Source organism: Arthrobacter sp. TmT3-37, assembly GCF_054510835.1.
Genome location: NZ_JBTNDU010000003.1, coordinates 183,937 through 195,376, shown reverse-complemented (window position 1 = coordinate 195,376; position 11,440 = coordinate 183,937). Strand labels below are relative to the sequence as shown.

General features: G+C 67.7%; 10 protein-coding genes. 4 read left to right on the top strand and 6 right to left on the bottom strand.

Annotation, left to right across the window (positions count from 1 at the left end; genetic code table 11):
- Positions 1 to 36: 36 nt before the first annotated feature.
- The 3 genes from ACX80U_RS05905 to ACX80U_RS05895 all read right to left on the bottom strand — a co-directional run bounded on the left by ACX80U_RS05905 (position 37) and on the right by ACX80U_RS05895 (position 4,600).
- On the bottom strand, positions 37 to 2,520 hold the full coding sequence (locus ACX80U_RS05905) for a right-handed parallel beta-helix repeat-containing protein (protein WP_459267744.1): 2,484 nt from the start codon (positions 2,518 to 2,520) through the stop codon (positions 37 to 39).
- Positions 2,521 to 2,795: 275 nt separating this feature from the next.
- Positions 2,796 to 3,650, bottom strand: coding sequence for an SAM-dependent methyltransferase (locus tag ACX80U_RS05900; RefSeq protein ID WP_459267743.1), 855 nt, complete (start codon positions 3,648 to 3,650; stop codon positions 2,796 to 2,798).
- Positions 3,651 to 3,775: 125 nt separating this feature from the next.
- Entirely contained in the window at positions 3,776 to 4,600 is an 825-nt protein-coding gene (locus ACX80U_RS05895; protein WP_459267742.1) for a GAF and ANTAR domain-containing protein, read from the bottom strand.
- A gap of 384 nt (positions 4,601 to 4,984) precedes the next feature.
- On the opposite strand from ACX80U_RS05895, the gene ACX80U_RS05890 reads away from it, so the two are divergent.
- Positions 4,985 to 5,239 carry a hypothetical protein gene (locus ACX80U_RS05890; protein WP_133081734.1) on the top strand — a complete coding sequence of 85 codons (255 nt, stop codon included), beginning with the start codon at positions 4,985 to 4,987 and terminating at the stop codon, positions 5,237 to 5,239.
- A 154-nt stretch (positions 5,240 to 5,393) separates the two neighbouring features.
- On the top strand, positions 5,394 to 6,050 hold the full coding sequence (locus ACX80U_RS05885) for an ANTAR domain-containing protein (protein ID WP_459267741.1): 657 nt from the start codon (positions 5,394 to 5,396) through the stop codon (positions 6,048 to 6,050).
- Positions 6,051 to 6,199: 149 nt separating this feature from the next.
- Here the strand turns inward: ACX80U_RS05885 and ACX80U_RS05880 are convergent, their stop codons facing one another.
- Positions 6,200 to 7,174, bottom strand: a complete 975-nt coding sequence (locus tag ACX80U_RS05880) for a DMT family transporter (RefSeq protein ID WP_459267740.1) — start codon at positions 7,172 to 7,174, stop codon at positions 6,200 to 6,202.
- A 72-nt stretch (positions 7,175 to 7,246) separates the two neighbouring features.
- Between ACX80U_RS05880 and ACX80U_RS05875 the strand changes: the two genes are divergently transcribed.
- Positions 7,247 to 8,176, top strand: coding sequence for a LysR family transcriptional regulator (locus ACX80U_RS05875; RefSeq protein WP_459267739.1), 930 nt, complete (start codon positions 7,247 to 7,249; stop codon positions 8,174 to 8,176).
- 238 nt (positions 8,177 to 8,414) lie between these two features.
- Here the strand turns inward: ACX80U_RS05875 and ACX80U_RS05870 are convergent, their stop codons facing one another.
- A complete protein-coding gene (locus ACX80U_RS05870) occupies positions 8,415 to 9,149 on the bottom strand; it encodes an NADPH-dependent F420 reductase (protein ID WP_459267738.1) in 735 nt (244 codons plus the stop codon).
- Positions 9,150 to 9,576: 427 nt separating this feature from the next.
- Here ACX80U_RS05870 and ACX80U_RS05865 point away from each other — a divergent pair, with 427 nt between their 5' ends.
- Complete coding sequence (locus ACX80U_RS05865) at positions 9,577 to 10,980, top strand: DHA2 family efflux MFS transporter permease subunit (RefSeq protein ID WP_459267737.1); 1,404 nt, start codon at positions 9,577 to 9,579, stop codon at positions 10,978 to 10,980.
- Between the two features lie 58 nt (positions 10,981 to 11,038).
- On the opposite strand, the gene ACX80U_RS05860 is transcribed toward ACX80U_RS05865, so the two are convergent.
- The gene (locus ACX80U_RS05860; protein ID WP_133081728.1) at positions 11,039 to 11,428 is read right to left on the bottom strand and encodes a MerR family transcriptional regulator; all 390 of its coding nucleotides are present in this window, start codon (positions 11,426 to 11,428) and stop codon (positions 11,039 to 11,041) included.
- Positions 11,429 to 11,440 lie beyond the last annotated feature (12 nt).

The following is an 11,440-nucleotide window of genomic DNA, read 5'->3' as shown; positions in this document are numbered from 1 at the left end:
TCCCGGGCGTCGATGGTGGCAGCGGCCGGACGTGCGTCAGCCGGCGGCGGGTCCGGTCAGCAACGTCCCTGAAGGAAGCCGCAGGAGGCCGGCGATCCGGGCGGGAAGCGGCTGGGCGACGGCCGCCGATCGCGCGCTGTCACTCACGCGGAAGGTGGCGGGGTCGGCGACGGTTCCCCCGGTCAGTTCCGTGTCACTCCTCCCCTGTCCCGTCGCGGCCCTGAACGTGTCGAGGGTCGTGAAGACGGCCGGGTTGCCGGCGCCCCGCGACCAGACCACGAGCCAGGTGGGAGCGGACACCGTCGCGCGGTGCAGGACGTTGCCCGCCGTCGTCACGCCCATGGCTTCCGCCGAGAACTGGCCCGAGTAGTCCTCGACGCACAGCAGGCAATTGCCGGTGGTACCGCTGATCACGTTGTTGCGGACGGTCACCGGACCGTTGATCCAGGTCATCGTCGGATCAGGGAACGCCTGGCGAGGGTCGTGGCCCGGTGTGCCGCGGTCCGCGGCGCGTCGTGCGTCCTGGACGATGTTGACGGGTCGCCCGTTGCTGATGAACGAGTTGTTCCAGACCTCGACGTCGCTGGTGTTGTTGATCTTCAGGCCGTGGCCCTTGTTCCCGGCGACGACGTTCCCGGCGACGACGGCACGGGCTGAGATCTCGACCGAGATCCCGTGGCCGCTGTTCCCGGTGATCCTGTTCCCGGACGCGGTGAGATCGACCACGGACTCGTCGAACCAGAGTCCGGTGCCGTTGTTCGCGGTGAACGTGCTGTCCTGGACCTGCACGGTCCGGGTGCGGCCGATCTTGAAGCCACCCGCCACCGGCGCACTGTTGAAACCCTCGGTGTTGTTGTCCGTCACCTTGAGGTTGGTTGCCGACAGCCGGTCGGCGTACGTCGCGGACGCGCCGAGCATGCCGTTCTGTGTGAGCGTGATGCCCTTCAGGCGGACGTCCGTCCCGGATACCGCGAGTCCGGTCGTGGAGGTCTGCTCGATGACGACGTTCTCGACCGCGATGTTGCTGCTCTCCAGGGTCACTGCGGCCATGTGCGGCACGGAGGGTGAGAAGCGGCGGACACCGATGCCCTTGAGCTCCGAGCCGGCGGACTGCACCGAGATGGCCTTGGCGATCGAACCGGCCCTGACCTGCCTGCCGGCGGGGTCCGATCCGAGGAAGAGGCGGTCAGCGCCGTAGTCGACGTAGAAGGAGCCGGCGGTCAGGTCGGCGAGGGATTTCACCTGGCGCTGGGCCGTGCCGTCGATCCACACCTGGTCCGGGTGCGCGGCCATGGGGCGGCTGGGGTTGACGAAGGACCAGCCCGGCTGGGTGCCGTCGGCGCTGCCCCAGGTGTATGTCGGGCTCGCGTCGAACTCGGCTGTCCAGCCGTCGACGACGAAGGCCCTCGCCTCGGGCGTGAAACCGGAGACCGGGACGCTGCCGTCGAGCCACACCTCCTCGTGAGGGAATGCCTGGAGCGTGATGCGCTTGGTGGACGGGATCTTGACCGCTTCGAGGTACGAACCGGCGCGGAGGACGATGGTCTGCCCGCTGACGGCCTTCGTGACCGCGCCCTTGATCGTCTTGAGCGGTGAGTCCTGCGTGCCGCGCGCCGTGTCGCTCCCGTTCCCGGCGACGAAGATCGCGTCCGCGGGGACGGGGTACGACGTCGTGCCGACGGGGGCGGAACCGGACGCCGCGACTGCGACCGGAGCGGGGACGACAGGAGCAGGTGCGGGAGCCGGAACGACAGGTGCAGGTGCGGGAGCCGGAACGACAGGTGCCGGGGCCGGGGCGGGAACGACCGGAGTCGGGGACGGCGACGGGGACGGTGCGGGAGCCACCGTCGGCACCGGTGTCGGGACCGGTGTCGGCGACGGCGCGGGCGTCGGGGTCACGACCGGTGCAGGGGCAGCGGTCGTCGGCGCGGGCACCGGAGCCGCGGTGGGGGCCGGAACAGGTGCCGGAGCGACGGCGGTCTGCGCCCAGAACTTGGCGCCTTCGTCCTTCCAGCCGGCGGCCTTGAGCTTCGCCTGGTCCGCCGGTGATGCGGAGAAGCGGTGGAGGGCGCCCTTCTGGTAGCGGCGCACCTCGAGCCCGCAGCCGACCTTCGTCGCGGAGGCGTAGAACTCGATCTTCTGGCTGACATACCCGTACCTGGTCTGTGCGTTCTCGTACTCACCGACGCCGGCAGTATCGGCGACGAACAGGAAGTCACCACCCTTGTACATCCGATGGACGGGCACCAGTCCGGGCCTCGCCGCCGGGGAGACCTTGAAGACGACACCGCGCTTGTCGGTGAAGCCGTTCCTGGTGGCCGCGCTGGTCACCTCGGTCGACGACGTGGTCAGCAGGGAAGCCTTGGACGTGGGGTTGATGCTCTGGTGGACGCTCTGCGTCATCGGCGTGCAGACGGTCGTCGCCGCCGTGGCCGGCAGCGCCACCCCTGCGAGCAGGGGCAGAACGGCGGCCGTGACAGCAGCGGCCGCCACGGATCGGCGGAGGTGGTTCGTGAACAATCTCGGTCCTTCGTACGGGCAGATGGCGTCTGCAGTCCGGGCCCTGTCCAGACCGGGGCGACCCCGGGGCCTGTCATGCCTGTGTGCGGCCTACTATCGGAACGCTCGGCGCCGTCGTTAGGATCCGTCGGGACCCGGGTACGAGAGGACCGGACGGGTACCATGACGCCGGGCAGCCGATCCAGGGCCGGCCTCCTCATGCGAACGGTCGCACGTGCGTGCTCGCCCGGAGGAGCGTCGGCGAACAGTGGCTCGTGCCACGTCGGTCGGACCGTTCAGCGTGATGCTCCGCCGTCCTCCGCCTTCGTCAGCGTGAAGATCCCGTAGCGCATGGCACCGGTGCGGTAGGCCAGGATCAAGCGGGGCACACTCAGGAGGAAGATGCGATTCCGTCCACCGATCGCGAGACGACGGGTCTCACGATCGACGAGCAAGGCCTTCACAATGCGGCGGGCGCAGATCGACCATGTGCGCGCGACGTTGCGGCTGACGTCCTCGTAACCGGTGACCGCGAAGCCGGCCGCTCGCGCCATCGCCTCGTACTCCTCGCGCGTGCCCATGGAGGGCAGACGCCCTTCGCGGCAGATCGGCTCGAGCAGATGGCGGACCTTCACGTCGCTCGCATCGGTCTCGGCGAGCCACGCGCAGACGACCAGACGGCCGCCGGGTGACAGGACACGATGCGCCTCGGCGAAGAACCCGGGCTTGTCGACCATGTGCTCGCTCGACTCGATCGCCCAGGCCGCGTCGGCCGATGCGTCGGCCAGTCCGTTGACGAGCCAGTCACGAAGCGTGATCTCCACGTCGGGGACGGGATGTGCGGCGGCATAGTCGACCTGCGCGGCGGAGAGCGTGAAGCCGGTGACGATGACCTGGCGCATCGCCGCGAGCCGCCGTGCGGTGGATCCGTAGCCGCAGCCGATGTCGACACACCGCTCGCCGGGCGAGAGACGCAGTCGGTCGCCGACAGTGTCGACGAGCGCCTCGACGGCCTCGGCGGGCGTCTCGCGCCCTGTCGTCCATAGCCCGTGATGGACGTGCTCGCCCCAGACGCGACGATAGACCGGATCGAGCTCGTCGTAGTGATCCGCGACGGCGACGGCGTCCTGGGAGATATCGGGGGCGATCACGCGATCACAGTACAGCGGTGATGCATTCCACCGGAAGGTCCCGGTTCGCGACGCGTCGCTTCCGGTGCGCGGTGAGGGACACCAGCGCGGCCGGACCGCCGTCGCAGACCCGACCACCTGCCCGATCAGTGCTCGAAGTGTGTGACCGGTGCCTGCCCGCTGACGGAAGCGACAACGGCCGCAGCCAGGTCGCGGAGCTTCCTGTTCCTGGCGCTGGCGGAGGCTTTGAGGATGGTCATCGCCTCATGCTGACTGCACGTGTTCTGGGACATGATGATTCCGGCCGCGAGATCGATCGTCGTCCGCGAGGTCATCGCGACCGTCAGATTCTGTCCCGTGTCGGTCAGGTGCGCGATCCTCACGGCCAATCGCAACCCCTGGGATGCTTCGTCGGCGAACTGCTGCGCCAGGGCGATCCGTTCCGGTCCGAACGCATCCGGTGTGTCCGCGTACAGGTTCAGGGCGGCCGCCGCTTCCCCGCTGAGGAGGACTGGTACGGCGAGGATCGATCGGACACCGTGGGCGTGGGCCAGGGTGAAGTACTCCGGCCACCGATCGTCGTCGGCGACGTCGCGCACGTACACGCGCGTCTCGGTGCGGGTCGCTTCCAGGCACGGTCCGTTCCCCGACGCGTTCTGCAGTTCGTCGAGCCGCCGGGCGACCTGGTCGCTGCTGGCTGCCGTCCCCTGCTTCCTCGGACGCAGCAGGGTCACTCCGCATCGGACCGTGGAGTCGTGCCCGGAGAGGCGCTCTGCCGCGAATCGGGCGAGATGGGTCAGGAATTCCTCGACGTCGGGGCTGTCCAGGACCAGGTTCTGCAGGACGACGGACGTCTCGCCGGTCCCGTACTCGGTCTCCCCTGTCCCGTACTCATCGGGACGATCGTTCGGTGTTCGCTGGGAGGTCGCGTCACGGTGAGTACCCGTTGCAGCAGTCTCGCGGTTCGTCATCAAGGAAATCAACCTCGCTCGGCAGTCATCGGCAGACGGCGCAGGAACCCATCTCGATGGGCGCACGCGCTCGTGCACTGCCGCTTCTGCTCAACGACAACTCACAACCCTACCCCCCCCACCTCTGCCCCATCCGGAGTCACGGCGCATTGTGCTGCGGAGGCGCTTGTCAGTCGTCGGACTCGATCCACGTCACGTCCTGGTCGCTCGGTGCGCCGAGCTCAGGCCTCGTCCGGTCCGGGACCCCCCCATCCGCAGCCGGTTGCGGCGAGGCACCCTGCACGACGATGAGAATGCAATGCGGGGACCGAAGATGGCACGCAACCGGCAGGTGTACGCGGATGGGTCTACGGTGGAACCACGACCTCGTGAGGAGGGGCAGTGATGGGCAAGCCGATGAACGCCGCCGAGCATCACACCGCGCTCTCCGACGCCGCTCACCTCATCGGGGTGCAGCCCTATGCTCTGTGGCTGGACTACTTCGGACTGTGCGGAAACCTCACCCCCCTGGACATCGAGGCCTACATCTGTGGGCTTGCCCCTCTCCCGGCAGCGGACCGGTCCATCCTGGAACAGGCGCTGTGGGAGCTTGATCCCGTCCTCTACGGTCTCGCCGTCCATGCGACCCGAACCTCCTGACCCTCCCGCCGGAGGGAAGCTGCTCGTCCGCGCACCGATCTGCATCCCGGGCAGGTGTAGGTGGACTCTCGTGTGTCGGTGAGGCTTGCTACTCTTCGGTACGAACAGAGTTGAGCAGCCAGCTCTGCGACGTCCCGTAGAGAGCCGTCTCCTCGTGCAGTCATCCGACCCGTCGCCTCCGACCCGTCGGGGCTTCGACGCGCCGTCCGACATCTTCGAGAATTGCCCGACAGGCACGTTCCAGTACATCTTCGCCACCGATACCTTTCACTGGTCCGACGAGATGTTCCTCATGCACGGGTACGAGCCCGGCGAGATCGTACCGACATATGAGCTCGGTCAGAGCCACGTCCTCCCGACCATGCGTGAGAGCAGTGCTGCGTTCTGGGCCGAGGCGACCGACCTGGACGGCCCACTGTCCGCCTATCTGACCCTGCAGGACCGCAACGGCAAGGACTTCCAGACGCTCGTCGTGGGAGGGCCACTCCTGGAGGACGGGGAACGCATCGGCGTGTGGGGCCTGCTGATCGACCTCACCCAGTCCATCCACGCCGATTCCCACCGGCTCGCGAACGAAGCAGTCGCCGCTTCGGTCGCCAAGCGCAGCACCATCGACCAGGCCAAGGGGATCCTCGCCGGCCGCATGGGTATCAGCCTCCAGGATGCGTTCGACGTGCTGAGCCAGCACAGCCAGGACACGAACCGGAAGGTCAACGCCATCGCCCAGGATGTCGTCGAAGCGCTTGGACAGCGACTCACCCACCAGGTCGACGGCAGGGAGCAGGCACGCAGGTTCCTGCGCTCCCTCTGACCACCCTGGCGCCCGCCGAGAGGTTCGACGCGTTCGGATCGGTTGCTCCGGGAAGGCCGGCACCACGCTGCCCGCCGAGCGATGGGCCGCCGTGCCGGGCACGCGCGGGCGTCCTGGACCATGCACGGAAGCGACGGCGAGCCGGACGGTCATGGGTAGACGGGCACCGGGACGTGTGGTGTCCGGTGGCGGGCTTCGGCGCGTAGTCCGAGGTAGGTGCCGGTGATGATGAGGACGGCTCCGATGATGCCGAGGACATCGAGTGTCTCCTGCCCGATGCTGAGTCCGACGATGACCGCCCAGATGGGTTCGGTGCCCATGAGGAGACTGGCCCTCGATGCTGAGGTGCGCTGGATGGCCCAGGTCTGCACGAGGAACGCGAACACACTGCAGGCGAGTCCGAGGTAGAGGACGCCGACCCACTCGCCGGTATCGAAGTGCCGCACGGCGTGGAGCACGCCTCGGTAGTCGGCGAGGGTGTAGATGAGGGCGCACACCGCGCTTTGAATCAGGGTCAGCATGAGCGCGCTGAATCCGCGTCCCCGGGTGAGGACCGAGACCGCGGTGACGTGGACAGCGCGCACGAGTGCGGCCGCGAGGACGAGCATGTCCCCGAGCGTCGGTGCCACGAACCCGTCCCCGGAGACGAGGAGACACACGCCGACGACCGCGACGATCCCGGCGATGAGCACCATGCGCGGCAGTGGTACGCGGAACGCGATGCTCTCGGTCACAGGGGTGAACACGATGACGAGACTGATGACCAGCCCGGCGTTCGTGGCGCTGGTGCCGGCGATCCCGTGGGTTTCCAGGATGAGCACAGCGGCCTGGGTGCATCCCAGAACCGCACCCACGACCGTTTCGCGGCGGGAGGCCCTACGCCGGTTCCAGAACAACCAGAGTGCCACCAGGGCCACGGTGGTGATGAGGAAGCGCAGGGAAAGGATGACCGTGACCCCGACGGTCTCCGTGAGGGTCTTGGCCGCGAGGTAACTGCTGCCCCACACGAGAGCGACCAGCAGCAGGAGCAGATCCACCCGGCGTGCAGCAACAAACCGCCCGAACGTGTCTCGATGACCGGCGAGGACGGTTCCCGGTGTCCGGGACAGCAGTGATGACAGCACTTCGCCATTCTGCTGGTCGAACATCGGTAAGACGAGAGGGTAGTTGATGAAGTAGGGCTTTAGGATTCGCTTATGGATCTTCACCAGTTGCGGCTGCTTCGCGAGTTGGGCGAACGGGGCAGCCTCGCCGCGGTGGCCCGGTCCCTCCATGTCTCGGCGTCCGCCGTGTCGCAACAACTCACTGCGCTGCAACGCAGGGTCGAGGTACCCCTGACCGAACGCAAGGGACGGAACCTTGTCCTGACAGGCGCCGGCCGGGCCCTGGCATCGGCCGCGGTGGACATCAGTGTCGCGATGAGCTCCGCCGAGCAGGCCGTCAGCCGGTACGTGCAGGACCCCACCGCGACGGTGAGTATCTCGGCGTTCACCAGTGCCGGCCTGACCTGGTTCGGCCCCCTCCTCCACGCTCTGTCCGCCGACGGGAACCCGCGGGTGGTCCTGCACGACAGGGACGTGGGACAGGACGCCTTTCCGGCCCTCGCCGCCGACTACGACCTGGTCATCGCCCACCGCCTCGAACACAGCAAGCCGTGGCCGGACACCATCTCCGTCCTACCCCTGGTGCATGAACCCCTGGACGTCGCCATGTCGGACCGACACCGGCTCGCCCTCGCCCCCAGTGTGGGTGTCGCAGACCTCCTCGATGAGGAGTGGGTGTCCGTCCAGGACGGATACCCACTGGAGTCCGCCCTGCAAGCCATCGCCGTTCATGCCGGCAGACCCCCGACGGTCACGCACCGCATCAACGAGTTCCTCATCGCGGCCGCGATCGTCTCGACCGGTTCTGCGATCGCCCTGATGCCCCGCCGCACCGCACCGCCGCCACCGGGCGGCGGGATCGTCCTGAAATCGCTCCACGACCTACCCCTCGCCCGGCACGTCGACATCCTCTGCCGCCCCGAAGCCCTCCACCGTACTGCCGTCCGCACAGTCGTCACCACGCTCCAGAACCACGCGTCCGGTGGTTTTGACCAGACGGGCTCTCGAGCCTCCGCGTCATGATCCGCGAAGTCGTCGGCAACGCAAGGATGAACCTCCTCCGCCTCGACGACATGGAGAAGGCATTCCCCGGCTTTCTCCCCGCCGTCCTCGCCGGCTCAGCCACCGTCGGCTAGAACACGACGTCCTGCACTGACGCTCGAGCGCGGCCTCTCCGCTGCATCCTGCTACCCAGCGAGCCTCCCGTACCTCCGGCATACGAGGGGCCCCCTTCCCAGGGGCTCCGACCCGTCCCCCGCGCTCATGCGTAAATGGATCGGTTGAGGGCAGCGATCTCCTCGGAGGTCAGTGATTCGAACTTCTCCCCGATGGCCGCCATGGCCTGGTCACGTCGACCGGGCAGGAGGTCCTTCTGGGCCCGCGCGAGGGCTGCCGGCAGCTCGTCCCGGGTCAGGGCGGTGCAATAGGCGGGGGCGCCAGGCTGCTGGCGCCACGACTCGGAGAGAGAGCCGGCATCGACGGCATCGAACCCCGTGTCCTCCACCAGGCTCATCGCAGCCCGCTTGCCGACCGCATCGTCACCTGCGACAGGAATGGCGAGGCGGCCTGCCTGCCCTGCCGGTCGTCCTTCAGTCTCGAAGGTGCCCGAGAGGATCGCGTTCCAGGCCTTCGTGACGGGGCGCCCGATCTGTTCGCCGACCCACAGACCTTCCACCTGCCCGCTGTCGAGGGCTTCGATGTGGCCGTCGCGCAGTGGGTAGTAGTTCGACGTGTCGATGACGACCGTGTGCGCGGGAAGCCCCTCGACGAGGGCGCGGATGCCCGTCATCCGACGGAGTGGAATCGACGTGACGAGCACGTCGACGTCCCGGGCGACGTCGGCCGATGCGACCGCAGTCGCCCCTGTCACCAGGACGGCCGCATCAATGGTCTCCGGGCCGCGGGAGTTGGCGACCTTCACCTCATGCCCTGCCTCCGCGAGCTTGCGCGCCAGCGTCGAACCGATGAATCCTGCTCCGAGGATGCCGATCTTCATGAATGTCCTTCCATCCAACTTATTGTGGGTTCCCAGTCTCCAACGTTCCACCGATGGCAAGGTCAAATCGTGGCGACGGCGAGCGCCCGCCAGATGTCGTGTGACGAGTGTCTCAGCCCTTCGGATTTGACCTTGCCACTAATGAGAAGGTTGCACGATAGGACGTGAGGCTCCGCCAGGCCGCGTTCCGCGCAGCCCAGAAGTACGCCGCGAGCGGCCGACCGCTCACGCGCACTCCCTGCGCCACCGCCGTCGACGAGCCTCGTTCCGACCCCTTCGTCATGACCAGGAGAACCCCGTGCCGGGATCGCCACCGAATGAGACAGCCCTGACCGCACCCCGCCCACTCCCCGACGCCGCAGCCGCCTACACGCCTGACGCAGGCCCGGATGAGACCACGCCTGCTGCCGGCGCTCCTGGTGATCGGATGGCGCCCGGAAGCGCGATGATCATCGGTCTGCTGATGGTCTCGGCGTTCGTGGTCCTGCTGAACGAGATGATGCTCGGCGTCGCCCTGCCGACGCTGATCGCGGACCTCGACATCACCCCGACGACAGGTCAGTGGCTGACGACGGGGTACCTGCTGACCCTGGCGGTGCTCATTCCGGCGACGGGGTTCGTGATGCGCAGGTTCACCACGCGCGGGATCTTCCTCGGCTCGATGTCGCTCTTCCTTCTCGGCACGGTCATCGCCGCGGTGGCTCCGGGCTTCGGCGTGCTTCTCGCCGGCCGGATCATCCAGGCGATCGGTACAGCGGTGTTCGTTCCCTTGCTGATCACCACGACCATGCGTCTGGTGCCGGCGTCGCGGCGGGGCAGGATGATGGCCCTCGTCACGGCGGTTCCCGCCATCGCCCCGGCGGTCGGACCTGCAGTCTCGGGAGTGATCCTGTCCCAGCTGTCCTGGCGGTGGCTGTTCATCCTCATGCTGCCCATCGTCGTCATAGCACTAATCCTGGGCGCGCTGAAGCTACGGAACGTCACCACACCCGAGCGGGTGAGCCTGGACGTGGTGTCCCTGCTGCTGTCCGTCGTCGGGTTCGGCGGGCTGGTCTTCGGCCTGGCGTCGATCGGCGAATCGGTCTCCGGCCACGCACCGGTCGCGCCCGCCATCCCCATCCTCATCGGCCTGGCCGGCGTGGCGGCCTTCGTCCACCGGCAGGTGAAGCTGCAGAAGAACGGGGGTGCATTCCTGGACATGCGGATCTTCTCCACCCGCGCCTACGTCATGCCGACGGTCGTGATGACGTTCGTCGCGCTGAACGGCTTCGGCGTGGTCCTGGTCCTGCCGCTGATCCTGACTGCCGTCCTCGGACTGGACACCCTGCAGATGGGCTTATTCCTCTTCCCGGGCGGGGCGATGATCGCGATCGTCTCCGCACTCGGCGGACGCATCTACGACAGGGTAGGGCCCAAGCCACTGGCGATTCCCGGCTCCATCATCTGGGTGGGGACCATCTGGTTCCTCACGACCATCGACGAGAACACGAGTGTGTGGCTGGTCCTGGGCGTCTACCTCGTCATGACCGGAACGCAGGCATTGATGTGGGCGCCGATGACGACCTCCGCCCTGGGCTCACTGCCGGCGGAGCTCTACCCGCACGGCACCGCAGCGTTCTCCACCGTCCAGCAGTTGGCCGGCGCGGCGGGAGGCGCGATCCTCATCTCCGCCTTCACCATCGGCGCGAATGCTCCTCAGGCGGGTGCCCTCAGCACCGCCCAGAGCACCGACGCCGGACAGGTCGCCTTCACCGTCGCTGCGATCCTCGCCCTCGGCGCCGTCGTCGGCGCGCTCTTCGTCAGCAAGGCCCGCGCCACCCATGACGGGTGATCCGCGTGGATCCCACGAAGACAGCGGACCACCGGCCCCGTGCTGTGTCAGCACAGGCTCACCCTGCTCTGAGCGGCCGCTCCTGGGAGCCGGCCTCGTCGATGGCCTGGATGTACCGGGTGATGGAGTCCCGGTTGTGGGTGAGGAAATCGATCTTCTCCGACATGCGGTCCCGCTCGGTCACCAGCAGCTCCCGCAATCCGGGCTCGGCGTTCCTCACGACGATGGTCTGCGGCTGGTCCAGGCAGGGCAGGATACTCGAGATGATCCGCGTCGGGATTCCCGAGTCCACCAGCCCACGGACCTTCTTCACCCGGTCCACCAGGTAGTCGTCGTACGTCCTGTACCCGTTGTCCAGACGCCGGGGCGAGATGAGGCCCTGCTCCTCGTAATACCGCAGCATCCGGGCAGGAACGCCCGTCTTCTGGGCGAGCTCGCCGATACGCATTGGACCTCCGGG

Coding starts and splice junctions, on each gene's coding strand:
- ACX80U_RS05895 (WP_459267742.1), bottom strand. CDS start 4,600: ATGACGAACCGCGAGACTGCTGCAACGGGTACTCACCGTGACGCGACC.
- ACX80U_RS05870 (WP_459267738.1), bottom strand. CDS start 9,149: ATGAAGATCGGCATCCTCGGAGCAGGATTCATCGGTTCGACGCTGGCG.
- ACX80U_RS05860 (WP_133081728.1), bottom strand. CDS start 11,428: ATGCGTATCGGCGAGCTCGCCCAGAAGACGGGCGTTCCTGCCCGGATG.
- ACX80U_RS05890 (WP_133081734.1), top strand. CDS start 4,985: ATGGGCAAGCCGATGAACGCCGCCGAGCATCACACCGCGCTCTCCGAC.
- ACX80U_RS05875 (WP_459267739.1), top strand. CDS start 7,247: ATGGATCTTCACCAGTTGCGGCTGCTTCGCGAGTTGGGCGAACGGGGC.
- ACX80U_RS05865 (WP_459267737.1), top strand. CDS start 9,577: ATGGCGCCCGGAAGCGCGATGATCATCGGTCTGCTGATGGTCTCGGCG.